This is a genomic window from Massilia rhizosphaerae, assembly GCF_016093545.1.
In the GTDB taxonomy this organism is placed as follows: Bacteria; Pseudomonadota; Gammaproteobacteria; order Burkholderiales; family Burkholderiaceae_D; genus Telluria; species Telluria rhizosphaerae.
In genome coordinates this window covers 214,666-235,451 of record NZ_JADKYX010000001.1, presented here as the reverse complement: position 1 = coordinate 235,451, position 20,786 = coordinate 214,666, and the positions used below count along the sequence as shown (strand labels likewise).

The following is a 20,786-nucleotide window of genomic DNA, read 5'->3' as shown; positions in this document are numbered from 1 at the left end:
ACTGAACCCATGAAGACCGATCCTCTCAAAGACAAGGAACTGCACGACAAGATCAACAGCGAAACCGCCCGCGTGCACTGGTCCGAGCTCGAACGCCACTTCGCCCACGGCAACGTCGTGTACGTGAGCGAAGAACTGGACCTCGTCGAGGTCGCCCTGCGCATCGCCCACGACGACAAGGCCAATGTCGGCCGCTGGATGACCGAAGGCAAGGTTGCCAAGGTGTCGGACGTGCAGGCGCGCACCTGGCAGGCGGCCGGGACGCGGTTGTGGGCGTCCGTCGTGAGCCCGTTCGTGCTCGTCCAGCCGGAAAAACACGCCGTCCATTGAGCCGCGTGGCAGCGTGCGCTACAGTTCGATTGGAAACACATTCCATTGAGCAACTAGTTTTTAGGAAATGTGCCCCTCCGAATCCGCTATACTGGCGTGAAGTGAGGAAGTTTATGCAAAGCAACGTACAAGAAGACGACCCGATCCTGACCACGAGCGAAGTCGCGCGCCTGCTCGGCGTGGCGACGAGCACCGTGCAAATCTGGATGGAAAGCGGCGCCATCGAATCGTGGAAGACGCCGGGCGGACACCGGCGCACGCGGCTGAGCCTCGTGCAAGGCCTGATGCATGGCGACGACCATGCCCGCTCGACCCCGAATCCCAGCACGGACAAGGAATACCAGCCGGCGCCCCAGCCCGGCTACCCGGTCGGCGCCAACGAGCGCGCGCGCCTGGCCGCGCTGGCGGCCACCGGCCTCGTCGACAGCGAAGACGAAGCCCGCTTCGACCGCCTCGTGCGCCTGGCGTCGATGGTCACCGGCTCGCCGATCGCCCTCATCTCCCTCTTGACCTCGACCCGCCAGTGGTTCAAGGCCCGCGTCGGCCTGGCCGCGCGCGAGACGACGCGCGACTGGGCGTTCTGCTCGCACGCGATCCTGAAAAACGAATTGTTCGTTGTCGAAGACGCGCTGGAGGACGAGCCCTTCCGCTCCAATCCCCTCGTGCTGCAGGAACCGCACATCCGCTTCTATGCCGGCGTGCCCCTGCGCGACAAGTCCGGCCAGCCGCTCGGCACGCTGTGCGTGATCGACCGCGAACCGCGCCGCCTGCGCGCGGCCGAGGTGCAGAGCCTCATCGACCTGGCCGAGATCGCCTCGAGCGAGATCCAGGCCACGGGCCGCCACCCGCGCCACTGAGCGCCCTCTTCACTTCGACAGGTCGACCGCGTACAGCGCGTATCCCTTGCCCTGGCCGTCGTCCGGCCGCATTTCCGACACATTCTCGAGCCCCGCCGCGCGCGCCAGCGCCAGCTTGCCGGGCGGCGCGTGGAACACGACGGGACCGGCCGTCGCCACGGGCGCGAAGCGCCAGCTGCGCGCCGCGCCGTCGGCCGCGCGCGTCAGGTGCCTGTGCGCGCGGATGTAGGCGATGAGCACGTCGCGGTTCGTGTCCGGCGCGGCAATGACCGTGCGGCTCCCGTCCAGGCCGGGAAAGTTGCCGCCGCCGCTCGCGCGATAATTGTTCGTGGCGACGAGGAAGGGCTGGTCGCTCGCGACGGGCTTGCCCCGCCACGCGAGATGGCGGATGCGGTCGCCGGGCGGGTGTGTCACGTCGATCTCGTAGCGCAGATCGGGCGACGTGACCGAGTCGAAGTTATAGCTGGGGAAACCGGCGTTGACCAGTTCCTGCGGCGCGGTGCGGGCGGGATCGATGGTGTTGAACCGGCCCGCGGCCCGTTCCAGCCACGCCTTCAGGCCGGCGCCGTCGACTTTCACGGCGGTCAGCGTGTTCGGATACAGGTACAAGTCGGCCGCATTGTTCAGCGCCAGATTACCCGGCGCCACGTCCGTGTAGTCGGCCGGCCCCGCCGCGCCCGCCTTGAACGCGGCCGACACGGACAGCACGGGCACGTCCTTGTACTGCGGCAGGTTCGCCTTCACGTAAGCGCGGACGTAATCCGCCTGCGCCGCGTTGACGACCTGGATCGCGGACGGGTCGCCCACGTCGGCGAAATACGACGCCATCCGAAAATCCGTGCTGCCGACCGGCGTCTGCACGTAGCGGATCGTCGCCTCGTGCTCGGGACGCACGAGGTCCAGCACGGCCGGATCCGCCGCCACGTACGAATGGTCGGGCTGCCGCGTGGCGCGCGTCTCGACGACGGTGCGGCCGCGGTCGATCCGCCAGCCCTTGCCGTCGTGGCGCAGCTCGAAACGGATCACGCCCAGATTCTTGCCCCAGAGGTTGGCCATCACGGCCGGCACGCCGAATACGGTCCCGCGGGCCTTGTCGACGTGCGGCAGGTCGAATTGCGCGACCTTGCTGGCCGGGTTCGGGAACAACTGGTGCGCGTGGCCCAGCAGCAGCGCGTCGATGCCCGCCACCTGCGCCAGATAATAATTACCGTTTTCCATCGTCGGCGAATACGGGCTGCCGTCCAGGCCGCCGTGCGACAGCGCGACGATCACATCCGCGCCTTGCCTGCGCATCTCCGGGATGTAGCGCCGCGCTGTCTCGACCAGTCCTTCCGTGTAGACGCGGCCTTCCAGCAAGCGCTTGTCCCACGACATGATCGTCGGCGTCGTGAAGCCGATGATGCCGACCTTGACCGTCGCCTCGACCGGATGCCCGTCGGCATCCTCGGCCCGCACGCGCTTCTCGAGGATGCGGTAAGGCGCGAACAGCGGCGCGTGCGTCTTCACGCTGTAGACGTTGGCCAGCACGATCGGAAAGCCGGGGCCGGCGCACGGTTTGGCCGGGCGCGGGATGCCGGGCACATCGAAGCGGCTGCCCGTCACCTGGCCGAGGAAGCCGAGGCCGTAGTTGAAATCGTGGTTGCCGACGCCGCCGCCGTCGTAGCCGAGGCGCGTCATCGCCTTGTAGACGGCCAGCACCTGGTCGCACTTGACCGGCGCGACGACGGCCTGGTAATCACCCAGCGCCGTGCCCTGGATCGTGTCGCCGTTATCGAACAGCAAAGTATTCGCGAACTCGCGCCTGGCCTGCGCGATCAGCGTCGCCGTGCGGTCCAGCCCCAGCGACGGGTCGGCCGCCAGCTTGAAATAATCGTAGCCGACGACGTTCGCGTGCAAGTCGGTCGTCTCCAGGATCACGAGCGTGGCACGGGTGCCGGCCGGCACCGGCGCGGCGCAGGCGGCCGACACGGTCGCGGCGAGCGGAAGCACGCGGAACAGAGGGGAAAGGCGGAGCGTCATGGACGGGCATCATAAGCCACGGCCATGGCGCACGGCAAGGCGAGCACGGAAGCGCCGTCCGCTAGGGTATAATTGAGGGTTCGATTTAACCAATAAATTTGCCAAAGACCATGGAAGCTGAACGCATCAATGCCCTCTCCGCCCTGCTGAACGACCTGACCAGCCGTGAAGCCGAACTTCGGAGGTATCTTTGACTTCGACCGCAAAGCGGAGAAGTTAGAGCAAGTCAACCAGGAACTGGAAGATCCCGCGATCTGGAATGACCAGAAACGGGCCCAGGACATGGGCCGCGAGAAGAAAGCGCTGGAAGGCGTCGTGCTGACCTTGGAAAAGGCGCGCACCGACCTCGCGGACGCGTCCGACCTGTTCGAGATGGCACGCGAGGAAGGCGACGACGCCACCCTCGAAGCCGTGGAAGCCGATGCCGCCGGGATCACGAAGGTGATCGAGCAGATGGAATTCCGCCGCATGTTCAGCAACCCGATGGACCACGCCAGCTGCTTCATCGACATCCAGGCCGGCGCCGGCGGCACCGAGGCCCAGGACTGGGCGTCGATGCTGATGCGCCAATACCTGCGCTATTGCGAGCGCAAGGGCTTCAAGGCCGAGGTGATGGAAGTGTCCGAGGGCGAGGTCGCCGGCATCAAGACGGCCACCATCAAGGTCGAGGGCGAATACGCCTACGGCCACCTGCGCACCGAAACGGGCGTGCATCGCCTCGTGCGCAAGTCGCCGTTCGACTCCGCCAACGGCCGCCACACGTCGTTCTCGTCGATCTTCGTGTATCCGGAAGTCGACGAATCGATCGAGATCGACATCAACCCGGCCGACGTCCGCATCGACACCTACCGCGCATCCGGTGCCGGCGGCCAGCACATCAACAAGACCGACTCCGCGGTGCGCCTGACGCACGCGCCGTCGGGCATCGTCGTGCAATGCCAGAACGACCGCTCGCAGCATCGCAACAAGGCGGAAGCGTTCGACATGCTGCGCGCCAAGCTGTTCGAGCTGGAGCTGCGCAAGCGCATGGCCGAGCAGCAGAAGCTGGAAGATTCGAAGACCGACGTCGGCTGGGGCCACCAGATCCGTTCCTACGTCCTCGACCAGTCGCGCATCAAGGACTTGCGCACCGGCTTCGAGACGGGCAACACGAAGAACGTGCTGGACGGCGACCTCGACGACTTCATCTCCGCCTCGCTGAAGCAAGGGGTATAAGCGGATGACGGCCTTCATCTTCGACATGGACGGCACCATCGTCGACAACATGGCGTTCCACCTGGATTCCTGGCTGGCGTTCTTCGCCCGCCATGGCAAGACGTACGAGCCGGACGCGTTCTTCCGCGAAACGGCGGGCGCGCAGAGCCGCGAGATCCTGCGCGAACGCCTGGGCGCCGGCATGTCCGACGACGAGATCGCCGTGCTGGCGCACGAAAAGGACGTCCTGTACCGCGAGATGTACGGCCCGCACCGCAGCGCGGTCCAGGGCTTCGAGGACTTCGTGACCGCCGCGCGCGCGCAAGGCGTGCACCTGGCGGTGGCGACGTCCGCCCCGCCCGCGAACATCGTCTTCACCCTGGACGAGATGGACCTGCGCCGTCACTTCGACGCCGTCGTCGGCGCGGCCGACGTCAAGCGCGGCAAGCCGCATCCGGACGTCTTTTTGAAAGCGGCCGAGAAGCTCGGCGTTGCGCCTTCAGAATGCATCGTGTTCGAAGACGCGCCGATGGGCGTGGAAGCGGCGCGCCGCGCCGGCATGCGCGCCGTCGTCATCACGACGACCCTGCCGGCTTCCGCCTTCCGCGAATTCGACAACGTCGTGCGCATCGTCGCCCACTACGAAGACCTGACGGTCGGCGACCTGCTCGGCACCCCGTGATTCCAAACCAGACCGATATCGATATGAGCACCGAAAACCAAGAACAACAGAATACCGAGCCGTCTTCGCTTGCAGCCGAGGACAACAAGATCATCGCCGAGCGCCGCGCCAAGCTGGCCGCGATCCGCGCCAAAGGCATCGCGTTCCCGAACGACTTCGTCCCGCAGCACAAGGCGGCGGACCTCACCGAGCAGTTCGGCGGCTGGACCCGCGAGCAGCTGGAAGCGGAACCGCAGCAGGTCGTCCTGGCCGGCCGCATGATGCTCAAGCGCGAAGCGGGCAAGAAGGCCGCCTTCGCGACCTTGCAGGATTCGTCGGGCCCGCGCGCCGACGGCCGCATCCAGATCTACGTCACCCTGGACAACACGGGCGAGGAGGCGATGGAAGCGCTGCGCCACTACGACCTGGGCGACATTCTCGGCGTCGAGGGCCTGCTCTTCAAGACCAAGACCGACGAACTGACCGTCAAGGTCACCCTGCTCCGCCTGATCACCAAGGCGCTGCGTCCGCTGCCGGACAAGTTCCACGGCCTGGCCGACCAGGAAACGAAGTACCGCCAGCGCTACGTCGACCTGATCATGAACGAGGAAACGCGCCGCACGTTCAAGGCGCGCACGGCCGCCATCGCGTCGATCCGCCGCTTCATGCAGGACAACGGCTTCATGGAAGTCGAGACGCCGATGCTGCACCCGATCCCGGGCGGCGCCGCCGCCAAGCCGTTCATCACGCACCACAACGCGCTCGACATGCAGATGTTCCTGCGCATCGCGCCCGAACTGTACCTGAAGCGCCTGGTCGTGGGCGGCTTCGACCGCGTGTTCGAAATCAACCGTAACTTCCGCAACGAGGGCGTGTCGATCCGCCACAACCCGGAATTCACGATGATGGAGTTCTACGCCGCGTGGACCGACTACAAGTGGCTGATGGACTTCACGGAAGCCGTGATCCGCCAGGCCGCCATCGACGCCCACGGCACCGCCGAACTGACGTACGGCGGCCGCGCGCTGGACCTGAGCAAACCGTTCCACCGCCTGACGATCGTCCAGGCCATCAACAAGTTCGCCCCGCACTACACGGACGAACAGCTGCACGACACCGCGTTCCTGAAGGCGGAGCTGGCGAAGTTCGGCGTCAAGCCGCACGTGATCTCGGGCCTGGGCGCGCTGCAGCTGTCGCTGTTCGAAGAGACGGCGGAAGCGCAGTTGTGGGAGCCGACGTTCATCATCGACTACCCGGTCGAAGTGTCGCCGCTGGCGCGCGCGTCGGACACGCGCGAAGGCATCACGGAACGCTTCGAGCTGTTCATGGTGGGCCGCGAGATCGCCAACGGCTTCTCGGAGCTGAACGATCCGGAAGACCAGTCGGCCCGCTTCCTGGCGCAGGTCGAAGCGAAGCAGGCGGGCGACGAGGAGGCGATGTACTACGACGCCGACTACATCCGCGCGCTGGAATACGGCATGCCCCCGACCGGCGGCTGCGGCATCGGCATCGACCGCCTGATGATGATCATCACGGATTCGCCGAACATCCGCGACGTGCTGTTGTTCCCGCACCTGCGCAAGGAAGATTAAGCGTCACGCGGCGGCATGGTGGGCACCCTGTGCCCACCAAACGTTCACGTCACCGCACCACGCGATAGCAAGGTACATACTCCTTGCCCGGCAACTTCATGCGGCTCTGCTCCACGAACGACTGCAACAGCGCATCCATCGGCGCCATGATCTCGTTCTCGCCGTGGATCTCGAACTTGCCGAACTGCTCGATCGCGCGGATGCCCTCTTCCTTCACGTTGCCCGCCACGACGCCCGAGAACGCGCGGCGCAGGTTCGCCGCGAGCAGGTGCGTTTCCTGGTTCTTGTGCAGCGACAGATTGCGCATATTGTCGTGCGTGGGACGGAACGGCTTCTGGAATTCCGGGTCGATCTTGAGGCCCCAGTTGAAGTAGTACGCGTCGCTGCGCGACTTGCGGAATTCGCGCACCTGGCGGATACCGGTCTGCATTTCGCGCGCCACGGCGTCCGGATCGTCGATGATGATCTTGTAGCGGCGCTGCGCCGTCTCGCCCAGGGTCAGGCCGACGAAATGGTCGATCTGCTCGAAGTATTCGCGCGCCGTCGCGGGGCCCGTGAACACGAGCGGGAACGGCATTTCCGCGTTGTCCGGATGGAGCAGGATGCCGAGGATGTACAGGATCTCCTCCGCCGTGCCGGCGCCGCCCGGGAACACGACGATGCCGTGGCCCGTGCGCACGAAGGCTTCCAGGCGCTTCTCGATGTCCGGCATGATCACGAGGTCGTTGACGATCGGGTTCGGCGACTCCGCCGCGATGATGCCCGGCTCCGAGATGCCCAGGTAGCGGCCGCCGCCCAGGCGCTGCTTGGCGTGGCCGATGGTGGCGCCCTTCATCGGACCCTTCATCGCGCCCGGCCCGCAGCCCGTGCAGATATCGAGTTCGCGCAGTCCCAGCTGGTAGCCCACGTGCTTGGAATAGTTGTACTCGACGCGGTTGATCGAGTGGCCGCCCCAGCACACGACGAGGTTCGGATTGCGCTGCGGCTGGATCACGTTGGCGTTGCGCAGGATGTGGAAGACGGCGTCCGTGATGCCTTCCGGGCGCGTGAGGTCGAAGCGCGGATTGTCCGTCACCTCGAAATTGACGTAGACGATATCGCGCAGCACCGAGAACAGGTGCTCGTGGATACCCTTGATCATCTTGCCGTCGACGAAGGCGTGCGCCGGCGCGCCGCGGATATCGAGCTTGATGCCGCGTTCGCGCTGGATGATCTTGATGTCGAAATCCTTGTAGCGCTCGAGCAGTTCCTTGCCGTCGTCGATCGAACTGCCGGAGTTGAGCACGGCCAGTGCGCATTTGCGAAAGATCTGGTACAGCCCGCCCTGGCTCGTATCGAGGAGCTTGGCCACCTCGGCCTTCGACAGGACTTCCAGACGTCCTTCCGGAGATATCAGCGTGTCGACAACGTCGTAATTCATGGTTAATTCCTTTTCTCTTCTGTGAATCGGTGAGGCTTTGCGCCAATATACGACAACTCACAGGAGTTTGGGCCACCCTTTTCGCCGTGGCCGCGCCGGCGTATGGACGCGCCGTAAAAAGCTGGCCCGGCATGCACGATTTACACTAAAATGCGACGCGGGGCCGCCGGCCTTACCCAGGCCGGACATGCCCCGATTACGCATTCATTCTTATAAAGATAGGGGAGGAACCGCATGAGCGGTGCAGCTACTACAACCGCCGAACCGAAAGCGGTACCGGAATTCAAACAGATCCTGGGGCATCCGGCCCCGCTGTGGATGCTGTTCATGACGGAATTCTGGGAACGATTCGCTTTCTACGGCATCCGTTGGGCCCTGGTGCTCTACATCGTCGCCCAATTCTACGGCGGCAGCGGCGTGGGCCAGGCCGACGCCAACCTGACCTACGGTTCCTACCTCGCCCTGGTGTACGCCGGCGCCGTGTTCGGCGGCTACATCGCCGACCGCGTGATCGGCTACCAGCGCTCGATCCTCGTCGGCGCATCGTTCATGATACTCGGGCTGTTCGCCATCACGATCCCGAACCCGGACGTGTTCAAGCTGGGCCTCGCCACCATCATCGTCGGCAACGGCATGTTCAAGCCGAACATCTCCGCCATGGTCGGACAACTGTACGGCATCAACGACCAGCGCCGCGATTCCGGCTTCACGATCTTCTACATGGGCATCAACGGCGGCGGCTTCCTCGCCCCGATCCTCACGGGCGTGCTGGCGGACGCGATGTCCAGCCAGACCGGCGTCCCGGCCTACAAGGTCGTGTTCTTCGCGTCCGGCGTGGGCATGTTCCTGTCGCTGATCTGGTTCCAGATCGGCCGCCGCATGCTGAAGGGCATCGGCGCCGCCACCGGCCCGCTGGCCAATCCGATGCGCGTCGTCGGCGTCGTCATCGGCTCGCTCGTCGTCACCCCCGTCGTCTACTTCGTGCTGAAGCTGGGCGCGGAAAAGCTGCAGGGCGTGCTGTCGGTCCTCTTCATCATCCTCGCGGTCATGCTGATGGTGGAAGGCATCCGCGGCGGCGCGGTCGTGCGCGACAAGACGATCGCGATGCTCGTCATCTTCTTCTTCAACGTGATGTTCTGGTGCTTCTTCGAGCAGGCCGGCAGCTCGTTCACCTTCCTGGCCGAATACATCGTGCGCCGCGACTTCGGCACCTGGGTGTTCCCGACCGGCTGGTTCCAGTCCGTCAATACGCTGGCCATCATCGTGATCGCGCCGATCGTCGCCGCCGTATGGACCGCGATGGGCCGCAACAATCCATCGATCCCGCGCAAGTTCGGCCTGGGCCTGATCTTCAACGGCCTCGCGTTCCTGCTGCTGATGTTCGCGCTGCAGCACCTCGTCGGCCCGGACAGCAAGATCCCGTTCTGGACGCTGTTCATGGTCTACGTGATCCAGTCCATCGGTGAACTGTGCCTGTCGCCGATCGGCCTGTCGATGGTGACCAAGCTGGCGCCGCCCCGCCTCGTCGGCCTGGGCATGGGCGGCTGGTTCCTGTCGACCGGCATCGGCAACAACCTGTCGGGCATCTTCGCGTCCGTCGTGTCGGGCGAAAAAGGCATGACCGTGGCCTCGGCGCTGTCCGGCTATACGTTCGGCTTCTGGGCCCTGATCGGCGCCGGCGTGCTGCTGTTCCTGATCGCGCCGCTGATCCAGAAACTGATGCACGGCGTTAAGTAGCGCTACGCCTCGCCACGATGACGGCGGCCTGCGGGCCGCCGTTGTCGTTCCGGTCATACGAACGCCAGGTCGTGCAGTTGAATCGTGTCGTCGATCCAGTCGTCGCAATGCCCGAACCGGTAGCCGAGCGCCTTCGCGCGCGACGTGTCGAGCACCATGGCGCCCGGCAGGTCGAACGGCGACAGGCGCCCCGGCTCCACCGGCGCCGCGGCCGGCCGCATCGTCACGTCCGTATCGAGCACGGCGCCGATCCGCTCGAACAGCCCGGCCGCCGACAGCGCGCCGTCGCACGCCGCGTTGACCGGCCCCGTGAAGTCCTGCATGCCCACCCAGGCGAGGAAATCGGCCGCGCCCTGCAGCGGCATGAAGGACAGCGCCGCGTCCGCGTTCGAATATTCCAGCGCCTCGCCGAGCCGCGCCAGTTCGACGTAGTGCGCGAGGCGGCCGGTAAAATCCTCCGGCCCGGCCAGCACGTGCGCCAGGCGCGGCGTGACGAGCGGCAGGGAGCCGTCGCGCACGAGATAGGCTTCGGCCTGCACCTTGCCCCTGACATAACACTCGGTGGCGCGGCACGGGTCGTGCCACGGGTAGCCCGTGTCGATCGTCTGCGCCCCGGCGGCCAGGTCCGATTCCGCCAGCGGCCGCCCCAGGCCATAGCCGAGGACGCGGTAGGCGTCGATCGTCGACGCCATCACGTAGCGGCCGACCTTGCCCGCGAACGTGCGCACGGCGATGGCCGCGTCGAGCGGGTTGTAGCACATCTGGTCGTAGACGATGTCGAACGGCCCGAGACCGGCGAACGCGTTGCGCATGGCGGTCTCGTTGCGGCGGTCGACGCGCACGCGCGCGATGCGCCCGCCGAACGGATCCGGCGCGTAGCCGCGGGTCGCGATGGTCACGCGATGGCCGGCGCGCAGCAGGCGCTGCACCAGCAGCTTGCCGATGTAACGGGTACCGCCGATCACCAAGATATCCTTAGGCATGGAGTCTTCCCTAGTCTGTGGGCATAGCACGGTCGAGATCAATCCGCTATATTTTGTAACCGGAAACGCAATTGTTCAAACTAGAAAAATAAACGGTATGAATAAGAAAAACTTATGCTGGAGTGAGCCTTGAAACCGCTGCGCAGCCTCTCCGGCCTGATCGATTTCGATTGCGCGGCGCGCTGGGGCAGCTTCAAGCTGGCCGCGCGCGAACTGCACAAGACGCCGGCCGCCGTCAGCCTGCAGGTCAAGCAGCTCGAGGAGGCCATCGGCTTTGCCCTGTTCGTGCGGCATCCGCGCCACATCGCGCTGACGGCCAAGGGCCAGGAACTGGCGATCGCCGTGGCGCGCATGCTGGCCGACCTGCGCACCAAGGTGGCGGCGCTGCAGCGCGGCAGCGACGAAGCCGTGCTGCGCATCTCGACGACGCACTCGTTCGCGATCAAGTGGCTGGTGCCGCGCATGTCGCGTTTCACGAAGCTGTACCCCGAGCTGGACCTGCGCATCGACTCCAACGACACGCCGGTCGACATCGAGGACGACGCCGTCGACGTGGCGATCCGCTACGGCCCGGTGAAGGACGGCGATCCCGCCCTGCTCTTCCGCGAGCGCCTCGTGCCCGTGTACAGTCCCGACCTGCTGGCCGATGGACAGGAAGCGCTGCAGCTATCGGACCTCACCCGCTTTCCGCTGCTGTGCGAGCGCACGCCGGAAACGTGGCTGCAGCTGCTCAACGAAAACCGCGCGCTGAAGGGCGACTACGATTTTGCGCGTACGTACAGCCACTGGGGCGTGCTGGCGCAGGCGGCGGTGGCGGGCCAGGGCATCGGCCTCGTGCCGTACGGGATCGCGTTCGAGGACATCCGCGCCGGCACCCTGCTGCAGCTCGCATGCAAGAGCGCGCCGTTCGGCTACGGCTACCGGCTCCTCGTCAATCCGCACAAGGAGGCGATGACGAAGGTCCAGCATTTCCGGGCGTGGATCCTGGCGGAGATGGAGTCGATGGCCGCGACGCTCGACGCGTGACGCGGCGTGCCCGCCATGCCGCGATCATTTCGCGGCCTTCTCCCGGCCGACGACGTACAGCAGCACGCAGATCACCGCATACGGAATCAGGGACAGCAGATCCGAAGTCGCGCCCGCGAAGAACGGATTCATCGCCTCGGCCCACTTGTTCATGGCCGTGTCGAAATCCGTCATCACGCCCGCCGTGACGGCGATGATGATGCCCGCCAGCGCCCCGCCCGCGATATACCCCGACGCCAGCAAGGTGCCCGCGCTGCGGTCGCCCGCGGCCTGCAGCTCGTCCTCGGACAGGCCCGTGTACTGCGGCAGCCGGTTGTTGCGGCGGTCGACCAGCCAGCGGATGATGCCGCCGACCGCGATCGGCAAGGTCGACACGAGCGGCAGGTACACGCCCACCGTGAACGCGAGCGACGCGACGCCGGACATCTCCAGCACGACGGCCACCATCACGCCGAACAGCACGAGGGTCCACGGCAGCTGGTGGCCGAGGATGCCCTTGATGATGTAGGACATCAGCACGGCCTTCGGCGCATCGTATTTCTTGACTTCGGAACCGTCCGGGCGCGTGTGGTACTGGCCGTTGATGCCCGGGTCGACGAGATAGGCCAGCGAACCGTCCGCGCGCACGAGGTATTTGCCGGCCGGGCCGCCGGCCGTGTCCGTCTTTTGCCAGACTTTGTACGTGGCGTGATCGGACGCCGCCTGCGGCCCCTGCAGCCGCATGGTTTCCGTCAGCTTCGACGCGTCCGTCGTCACGTGCGGCGCCACCTGCGCGGCCGGGACGTACACGGTGCCCGCGTCGTTCAGCTTGAGCAGGATCGGCCCCAGGACCAGCGCCGACGCGAGCGCGCCCGCCAGGATCGCGTACTGCTGCAGCTTCGGCGTGGAACCGACGAGGAAGCCCGTCTTGAGGTCTTGCGACGTCGTGCCCGCATTGCTTGCGGCGATGCAGACAATGGCGCCCACCGACAGCGCCGTCACGTAATAGCGCCCGCCCGTCCAGCCCATCAGAAGGAAGATGAGGCAGGTGAACAGCAGCGTGGCCACGGCCATGCCGGAAATCGGATTCGACGACGAGCCCACCTCGCCCGTCAGGCGCGACGACACGGTCGAAAACAGGAAGCCGAACACGAGGATCAGCAACGCGCCCAGCACGTTCATGTGCAGCGGCGCGGCGAACGTGATCGCGGCGATGATGCCCAGGCAGCCGATGACGACCCATTTCAGCGGGATGTCCTGCTCGGTGCGCAGCGACGTGTCGACCGCGGTGCCCTTGCCTGCGTTCCTGCCGATGCCGGCCAGCCCGCCCTTCAGGCCGTGCCAGATCGTGGGCATGGAGCGCACGAGCGAGATCAGGCCGCCGGCCGCCACGGCCCCCGCGCCGATGTACAGCACGTAGGCGCTGCGCACGTCGTCCGGGCTCATGTCGCGGATCAGCATCGTGCCCGGCGCCACGGGGACCGTCAGCCCGTCGCCGAAAAACTTGATCATCGGGATCAGGAGCAGGTAGGACAGCACGCCGCCGCCCGCCATGATCATCCCGAGGCGCGGGCCGATGATGTAGCCGACGCCCAGCAGCTCGGGCGAGATCTCGGCGCCGGCCGAACCGGCCTTCAACGGCGCGTCGAAGATGAAGTTGACCGTATCCTTCCACAGCTTGAGCGAGATGTTGAGGACCTTGTACAGCAGGCCGAGGCCGAAGCCGCCGAAGATGATGAAGGCGCGCAGGCGCGCTTCCTTCGCTTCGTCCGAGCCAGCCTCGCGCACCTCGCCGGCCGCCGCGCGCGACGTTTCCGTCGCCGCCGCCTTGAGCACTTCGGCGCAGGCCGTCCCTTCCGGGTATTTCAGTTCGCGGTGCTGGTCGACGATCATCGTGCGGCGCATCGGGATCATCATGAGGATGCCCAGCAGGCCGCCCAGCACGCCCACGAGCATGACGCGAGAAATTTCCAGGTCGAACCCGAGGATCATGATGGCGGGCATGGTGACGCCGAGGCCGAACGCGAGCGATTCGCCGGCCGAGCCGGCCGTCTGCGTGATGCTGTTCTCGAGGATCGTCGCTTCGCGCCCGCCGGCCTTTTTGGCGACGCCGAACAGCGTGATCGCGATGACGGCGACGGGAATCGAGGCGCTGACGGTGAGCCCCACCTTGAGCACGAGGTACAGCGACGACGCGCCGAAGATCATCCCGAGCACGGTGCCCATGATCAGCGCGCGCCAGGTCAGCTCCGGCAGCGTGCACGAGGCCGGTATGTAAGGCTTGACGACGGGCGGCACGGGATCGTAGGGCATGGGCGGAATTTCCTTCAGGCGCGGGTAGCGTGGAACGATACTGCCGGGATCGCCGGGCAGTCTTTGCAGGCGTGACTATCGCACATGCCGTAGTGGAAGAAAAGCGGATTATAATTTCCGCGTTTTCCTTTCTTTCGCCCGTATACACGGCCACAATCGGGTCTTTGGACCCGCATCAAGAGAGTTCAGTTTTGGCAACTACCCCCAAGCCGGCAACGCCGCGCGCCCGCCGCCAGCGCGGCTTCCTGATCCCGGCACTGGCCATCCTGGCCGCCGCCGTCGTCCTGTTCATCGCCGGCGTCGCCGGTTACATCGTGTTCCGCGTCCTGCCCAACGTGCCGGCGCTGGATGCCGTGACCGACTACCGGCCCAAGATTCCCCTGCGCGTCTACACGGCAGACAACGTCCTCATCGGCGAGTTCGGCGAAGAGCACCGCGATTTCGTCCCGATCAAGAAAATCCCCGACCTGATGAAGAAGTCGCTGCTCGCCATCGAGGACGCCCGCTTCTACGAGCACGGCGCCATCGACTGGAAACGGGCGCTGGGCGCCGTCGGGTCGAACCTGCGCGGCGGCTTCGGCAGGGGCGGCGCGTCGACGATCACGATGCAGGTGGCGCGCAACTTCTTCCTGTCGCGCGAAAAACGCCTGTCGCGCAAGATCAACGAAATCGCGCTCGCGTACAAGATCGAGGCGGCCTTGTCGAAGGACGAAATCCTCGAGCTGTACATGAACCAGATCTACCTGGGCCAGCGCGCCTACGGCTTCTCGAGTGCCGCGCGCATCTATTTCAACAAGACGCTGGACCAGCTGTCCGTCGCCGAAATGGCCATGCTGGCGGGCCTGCCGCAAAACCCGGCGCGCCACAATCCGGTCGCGAATCCCAAGCAGGCGCGCGTGCGCCAGCACGCGGTGCTGGCCCGCATGCGCGCGCTGAACTACATCACGGAAGAGCAATACCAGAAGGCGCTCGCCGAGCCGCTGCGCGTCAACCAGCGCGGCGTGCAGGAGTACGGCACGCACGCGGAATACGTCGCGGAACTGGCGCGCCTGGCCGTGTACAACCAGTTCAAGGAAGACGCCTACACGAAGGGCATCAGGGTCTACACGACGATCCTGAAACCCGAGCAGGACGCCGCGTATGCCTCCGTGCGCCGCAACGTGCTGACCTACGACCAGCGCCACGGCTGGCGCGGTCCGGAAGACCACATGGACCTGCCGTCCGACCCGGCCGAACGCGAGGACGCGATCAACGACACGCTCGGCAAGCGCCCCGTCAGCGATGGCCTGATCCCGGCCGTCGTGCTGGCCGCGACCGCGAAGACGGTGCGGGTCGAAACGGTCGACGGCGACGTCGTCGACCTGACCGGCGCGGGCCTGAAATTCGCCCAGGCCGGCCTGTCGGCCAACGCCAAGGAGAAGATGCGCCTGACGCCGGGCGCGATCATCCGCGTGGCCAAGGATGCGAAGGGCAACTGGAGCGTGACGCAGGTGCCGCAGGTCGCCGCCGCGTTCGTCGCCATCGACGCCGACACGGGCGCGTACCACGCCATGGTCGGCGGCTTCGACTACAACTTCCAGAAGTTCAACCACGTGACGCAGGCATGGCGCCAGCCCGGCTCCGGCATGAAGCCGTTCATCTACTCGGCCGCGATCGACAAGGGGTATTCGCCGGGCACGCTCATCCTCGACGCGCCGCTCGACATGCCGGGCGAGGACGCGGGCAAGACGTGGTCGCCGCAGAACGACGACGGCAAGTACGACGGGCCGATCACGCTGCGCCGCGCCCTGGCCGAATCGAAGAACGTGCCGTCCGTGCGCCTGCTGCGCGCGATCACGGTGCCGTATGCGCACGAATTCATCGGCAAGTTCGGCTTCGACCTCGCGCGCCAGCCGCAGAACTACACGCTGGCGCTGGGCACGGGCGCCGTGACGCCGCTGCAGATGGCCGGCGCCTACGCCGTCTTCGCCAACGGCGGCTACCGCGTGCAGCCTTACCTGATCGCCCGCATCGAGGACGCCGACGGCAAGATCATCCAGCAGACCAAGCCCGCCGCCGAACACACCGACGACCAGCGCGTGCTCGATCCGCGCAACGCGTTCATCACCGACAGCATGCTGCGCGACGTCACTCGCTACGGCACCGGCGCCGAAGCGACCAAGGCCCTCGGCCGCACGGACATCGCCGGCAAGACCGGCACGACGAGCGACGCGATGGACGGCTGGTTCTCGGGTTACGGCGGCAACGTCGTGGCCGTCGCGTGGATGGGCTACGACGACCCACGCTCGCTGGGCGGGCGCGAATTCGGCGCCACCGTCGGGTTGCCGATCTGGATCGACTACATGCGCGTGGCGCTTGCCGACAAGCCGCCGCAGGAAGAGCGCCTGGCACCGGACGGCGTGGTGCGCGACAACGACGACTGGGTCTACGCCGAGTTCGCCGAGACACCGGCGCTGAGGAGCATCGACCTCGACCAGGCACCGGATCCGAATGCCGTGCAGCCGGTCGACGGGACGGTGCCGCCGGGTGTGACGCCGCCGGGACAGCAGCCGCAGACGCAGGTGCAGCCGAAGCCGCAGCCGAAGCAACAGCAGCCGGCGAACACGCTGTTCTGACCTGTCGACGACCAGCCGGACGGGCCGCCGCGTGCGGCCCGTTTTTCGTTGGCAGAGCGTCAACCGCATTGCCACAAAACGAAGAGATCGTGCGCCCAGTCCTACACGTCTTTACGAACTGATCCTATTTCGTACGCGCATGTGTGCCCCCATGATGTCGACACTTTTACAACAGGAGTGAACGATGAAAACCTACCAAGCCCTTCTGATCGGCGGCCTGATGGCCGTGAGCCTGGCCGCATGCAGCTCGACCGCCACGACCGGCAGCGATGGGAGCAGCAGCATGGGCTCGAGCGCCACCGGCACGTCGGAATCCGGCACGATGGGCACCTCGAGCACGTCGAGCACGACCCCGACCGGCACCTCCGCCGTCGGCGCCGCCAACTCCGACGCCACCGGCCAGGGCACCAACACCCAAAACACGACCGGCCAAAGCACCACCGGCCAAAGCCCCACCGGCCACTGATCGCGCCGGCGCCGTCCGGTCCTGCCCCTGGCCGGACGGCTTCCCCATCGGCGCACCGGCGTACGCCGGGACGTTGTTCGTCTATAATGGACGCTCGTCCTGACGAACCCGTACAGCCACGCGTCAATGCCTTTCGATCTCACCCAACACCTTCCCAAACCCGGAACCCGTTTCGCCCTGCCCCAGCTGCACGGCTCGGCCGATGCCTATGCGCTCGCCGTCGCCGCCCTCGCGCTGAAAGCCAAGCGCCAGATGCTGACCGTGATCGTCGCGAACGCCAGCGACGGCCAGCGCCTGCTCGACGAGATTCCCTGGTTCGCCGAAGGCAAGCTGTCGTGCCACCTGCTGCCGGACTGGGAGACGCTCCCGTACGACGCGTTTTCGCCGCACCAGGACCTCGTCTCCGAACGCCTCGCCACCTTGCACGAAGTGCGCAACGGCCAGTGCGACGTGCTCGTCGTGCCCGCGACGACGGCCCTCGTGCGCCTGGCGCCGCCGTCATTCCTCGCCGCCTACACCTTCTTCTTCCGCCAGGGCGAACACCTGGACGAAGCGAAGCTCAAGGCGCAGCTGACGCTCGCCGGCTACACCCACGTCACGCAGGTGATGTCGCCGGGCGAGTATTCGGTGCGGGGCGGCCTGATCGACCTGTTCCCGATGGGGTCCGCGCTGCCGTACCGCCTCGACCTGTTCGGCGACGAAATCGAGACGATCCGCACGTTCGACGCCGACACCCAGCGCTCGCTCTACCCGGTCAAGGAAGTGCGCCTGCTGCCGGGCCGCGAATTCCCGATGGACGAACCATCGCGCACCGCGTTCCGCGGCCGCTGGCGCGAGCGCTTCGAAGGCGATCCGTCGCGCCAGCCGATCTACCGCGACATCGGCAACGGCATCGCGTCGGCCGGCATCGAATACTATCTGCCGCTGTTCTTCGACCAGACGGCGACCCTGTTCGACTACCTGCCGGACGCGTCGAGCCTCGCCCTCGTCGGCGACATCGAGGCGGCCATCCAGCGCTTCTGGCTCGACACGGAATCGCGCTACAAATTCCTCAAGACCGACCGCGACCGCCCGATCCTGGAACCGAAGGAGATCTTCCTCGGCGCCGAGGATTTCTTCGTGCGGGCCAAGCCGCACGGCCGCTGGGCCATCGCGCGCGATGCGTCCGCGGGCGCTTCCGAACTCTCCGCGGCGATTCCCGACATCGCCGTCAACCGCCGCCTCGACGATCCGCTCGCGAACCTGCGTGCCTACCTGATGCGCACGGGCGGCGACGGCAAGCGCGTGATGATCTGCGCGGAATCGGCCGGCCGCCGCGAGACCTTGCAGCAGTACTTCAACGAATACAAGCTGGACCTCGCATCGGTCGAGGGTTTCGACGGCCTGCGCGCCACGGATGCGAAGGTCGTGCTGGGCGTCGCGCCGCTGCAGGCCGGCTTCGAACTGATGGAGGCCGGCGCCGGCCACCTCGTGTTCATCACGGAGACGGAGCTGTACGCGGGCACCGGCCGGCGCGCGGGCAAGAAGAAACAGGAAGCGGGTTCGCAGGTCGAATCGATGGTGCGCGACCTGTCCGAGCTGAAGATCGGCGACCCCGTCGTGCACATCAACCACGGCATCGGCCGCTACCTGGGCCTGGTGAGCATGGACCTGGGCGAAGGCGAGACGGAATTCCTGCACCTGGAATACGCGAAAGAGTCCAAGCTGTACGTGCCGGTATCGCAGCTGCACGTGATCTCGCGCTATTCCGGCGCCTCGCCGGAAGACGCACCGCTGCATACGCTCGGCTCCGGCCAGTGGGACAAGGCCAAGAGAAAGGCCGCGGAACAGGTGCGCGACACGGCGGCCGAACTCCTGAACCTGTACGCGCGCCGCGCCGCGCGCCAGGGCCACGCGTTCGAATACTCCGCCACCGACTACGAGAACTTCGCACAGAGCTTCGGCTTCGACGAAACGCCGGACCAGCGCGCCGCCATCGCGGCCGTCCTCCAGGACATGACGTCGGGCCGGCCGATGGACCGCCTCGTGTGCGGCGACGTCGGCTTCGGCAAGACGGAAGTCGCGCTGCGCGCCGCGTTCATCGCCGTCATGGGCGGCAAGCAGGTCGCGATCCTCGCGCCCACGACCCTGCTCGCGGAGCAGCACGCGCAGACGTTCTCCGACCGCTTCGCCGACTGGCCCGTGCGCATCGCGGAGTTGTCGCGCTTTCGCACCGGCAAGGAGATCAACAACGCGATCAAGGGCATGGCCGACGGCACCGTCGACATCGTGATCGGCACCCATAAGCTGCTGTCGCCGGACGTGAAGTTCACCCGCCTGGGGCTCGTCATCATCGACGAGGAGCACCGCTTCGGCGTGCGCCAGAAGGAAGCGCTGAAGGCCCTGCGCGCGGAAGTCGACGTGCTGACGTTGACCGCCACGCCGATCCCGCGCACCCTGGGCATGGCGCTGGAAGGCCTGCGCGACTTTTCCGTCATCGCGACGGCGCCGCAGAAGCGCCTCGCAATCAAGACGTTCGTGCGCAGCGAGGACGGCTCCATCATCCGCGAAGCCTGCCTGCGCGAGCTGAAACGGGGCGGCCAGATCTACTTCCTGCACAACGAAGTCGAGACCATCGAGAACCGCCTCGCCATGCTGCGCGAGCTGCTGCCGGAAGCGCGCATCGCCGTCGCGCACGGACAGATGCACGAGCGCGACCTGGAAAAGGTGATGCGCGATTTCGTCGCCCAGCGCTACAACATCCTGCTGTGCACGACGATCATCGAAACCGGCATCGACGTGCCGACCGCGAACACGATCATCATGCACCGCGCCGACAAGTTCGGCCTCGCCCAGCTGCACCAGCTGCGCGGCCGCGTCGGCCGCTCGCACCACCAGGCCTATGCCTACCTGCTGGTGAACGACGTCCTCGGCCTGTCGAAACAGGCGCAGCGCCGGCTCGACGCCATCCAGGCGATGGAAGAACTGGGCAGCGGCTTCTATCTCGCCATGCACGACCTGGAAATCCGCGGCGCCGGCGAGGTGCTGGGCGAGAACCAGTCGGGCGAGATGCTGGAAATCGGCTTCCAGCTGTATTCCGACATGCTGAACGAAGCGGTGAAGGCCCTGAAGGCGGGCCGCGAGCCGGACATGAGCGCGCCGCTGTCGTCGACGACGGAGATCAACCTGCACGTGCCCGCCCTGCTGCCGGCGGACTTCTGCGGCGACGTGCACGAACGCCTGTCGATCTACAAGCGCCTCGCGAACTGCGAAGAGCAAGGCCGCATCGACGACATGCAGGAAGAACTGATCGACCGCTTCGGCAAGCTGCCGGACGCCGTGAAGGCGCTGATCGAGACGCACCGCCTGCGCATCGCGGCGAAGGCCGTCGGCATCGTCAAGATCGACGCGCACGCGGATGCGGCCAGCCTGCAGTTCATGGAAAAGCCGCCGATCGACCCGATCAGGATCATCACGCTCATCCAGAAGAACCGCCAGGTCAAGCTGGCCGGCCAGGACAAGCTGCGCATCACGGCCAATATGCCGGACCTGGCCGCGCGCGTGAACCAGGTCAAGCAGACCATCAAACAACTCCTCGCTTAACGCAGAACGTAG

General features: G+C 66.2%; 14 protein-coding genes. 10 read left to right on the top strand and 4 right to left on the bottom strand.

The features are described 5' to 3' along the window. Positions 1 to 9 precede the first annotated feature (9 nt). Together ISF28_RS01050 and ISF28_RS01045 are read left to right on the top strand one after the other, a co-directional pair. Positions 10 to 330 carry a DUF2288 domain-containing protein gene (locus tag ISF28_RS01050; protein ID WP_198115291.1) on the top strand — a complete coding sequence of 107 codons (321 nt, stop codon included), beginning with the start codon at positions 10 to 12 and terminating at the stop codon, positions 328 to 330. A 113-nt stretch (positions 331 to 443) separates the two neighbouring features. Further along, positions 444 to 1,187: a GAF domain-containing protein gene (locus ISF28_RS01045; protein WP_198115290.1), complete on the top strand. Its 744-nt coding sequence runs from the start codon at positions 444 to 446 to the stop codon at positions 1,185 to 1,187. A 9-nt stretch (positions 1,188 to 1,196) separates the two neighbouring features. On the opposite strand, the gene ISF28_RS01040 is transcribed toward ISF28_RS01045, so the two are convergent. After that, positions 1,197 to 3,206 carry a bifunctional 2',3'-cyclic-nucleotide 2'-phosphodiesterase/3'-nucleotidase gene (locus ISF28_RS01040; protein WP_198115289.1) on the bottom strand — a complete coding sequence of 670 codons (2,010 nt, stop codon included), beginning with the start codon at positions 3,204 to 3,206 and terminating at the stop codon, positions 1,197 to 1,199. Positions 3,207 to 3,316: 110 nt separating this feature from the next. Between ISF28_RS01040 and prfB the strand changes: the two genes are divergently transcribed. The 3 genes from prfB to lysS all read left to right on the top strand — a co-directional run bounded on the left by prfB (position 3,317) and on the right by lysS (position 6,653). Further along, positions 3,317 to 4,421, top strand: a protein-coding gene (gene prfB, locus ISF28_RS01035; protein WP_198115288.1) for a peptide chain release factor 2 whose coding sequence is annotated in 2 segments (ribosomal slippage) — positions 3,317 to 3,397 and positions 3,399 to 4,421 — 1,104 coding nt in all. Because the reading frame shifts where the segments join, the coding sequence is not laid out codon by codon here. A 4-nt stretch (positions 4,422 to 4,425) separates the two neighbouring features. Beyond that, positions 4,426 to 5,082 (top strand): HAD family hydrolase, encoded by a 657-nt coding sequence (locus ISF28_RS01030; protein ID WP_198115287.1) that lies wholly within the window; start codon positions 4,426 to 4,428, stop codon positions 5,080 to 5,082. 23 nt (positions 5,083 to 5,105) lie between these two features. Next, positions 5,106 to 6,653, top strand: coding sequence for a lysine--tRNA ligase (lysS, locus tag ISF28_RS01025; protein ID WP_198115286.1), 1,548 nt, complete (start codon positions 5,106 to 5,108; stop codon positions 6,651 to 6,653). 49 nt (positions 6,654 to 6,702) lie between these two features. On the opposite strand, the gene ppnN is transcribed toward lysS, so the two are convergent. Beyond that, on the bottom strand, positions 6,703 to 8,073 hold the full coding sequence (gene ppnN / locus ISF28_RS01020) for a nucleotide 5'-monophosphate nucleosidase PpnN (protein ID WP_198115285.1): 1,371 nt from the start codon (positions 8,071 to 8,073) through the stop codon (positions 6,703 to 6,705). Positions 8,074 to 8,307: 234 nt separating this feature from the next. Here ppnN and ISF28_RS01015 point away from each other — a divergent pair, with 234 nt between their 5' ends. Beyond that, on the top strand, positions 8,308 to 9,810 hold the full coding sequence (locus ISF28_RS01015; RefSeq protein ID WP_198115284.1) for a peptide MFS transporter: 1,503 nt from the start codon (positions 8,308 to 8,310) through the stop codon (positions 9,808 to 9,810). Positions 9,811 to 9,863: 53 nt separating this feature from the next. Here the strand turns inward: ISF28_RS01015 and ISF28_RS01010 are convergent, their stop codons facing one another. After that, positions 9,864 to 10,793 carry an NAD-dependent epimerase/dehydratase family protein gene (locus ISF28_RS01010; RefSeq protein ID WP_198115283.1) on the bottom strand — a complete coding sequence of 310 codons (930 nt, stop codon included), beginning with the start codon at positions 10,791 to 10,793 and terminating at the stop codon, positions 9,864 to 9,866. 129 nt (positions 10,794 to 10,922) lie between these two features. On the opposite strand from ISF28_RS01010, the gene ISF28_RS01005 reads away from it, so the two are divergent. Next, positions 10,923 to 11,819, top strand: a complete 897-nt coding sequence (locus ISF28_RS01005; RefSeq protein WP_198115282.1) for a LysR substrate-binding domain-containing protein — start codon at positions 10,923 to 10,925, stop codon at positions 11,817 to 11,819. A 24-nt stretch (positions 11,820 to 11,843) separates the two neighbouring features. Here ISF28_RS01005 and ISF28_RS01000 read toward each other — a convergent pair whose 3' ends face one another. Further along, positions 11,844 to 14,111, bottom strand: coding sequence for an OPT family oligopeptide transporter (locus ISF28_RS01000; RefSeq protein ID WP_198115281.1), 2,268 nt, complete (start codon positions 14,109 to 14,111; stop codon positions 11,844 to 11,846). A gap of 191 nt (positions 14,112 to 14,302) precedes the next feature. Here ISF28_RS01000 and ISF28_RS00995 point away from each other — a divergent pair, with 191 nt between their 5' ends. From ISF28_RS00995 to mfd, 3 genes are all read left to right on the top strand, one after another. Continuing rightward, positions 14,303 to 16,726 (top strand): penicillin-binding protein 1A, encoded by a 2,424-nt coding sequence (locus ISF28_RS00995; protein WP_198115280.1) that lies wholly within the window; start codon positions 14,303 to 14,305, stop codon positions 16,724 to 16,726. A 184-nt stretch (positions 16,727 to 16,910) separates the two neighbouring features. After that, positions 16,911 to 17,192 (top strand): hypothetical protein, encoded by a 282-nt coding sequence (locus tag ISF28_RS00990; protein WP_198115279.1) that lies wholly within the window; start codon positions 16,911 to 16,913, stop codon positions 17,190 to 17,192. Between the two features lie 126 nt (positions 17,193 to 17,318). Further along, entirely contained in the window at positions 17,319 to 20,774 is a 3,456-nt protein-coding gene (gene mfd / locus ISF28_RS00985) for a transcription-repair coupling factor (RefSeq protein WP_198115278.1), read from the top strand. The last annotated feature ends 12 nt before the right edge of the window (positions 20,775 to 20,786 follow it).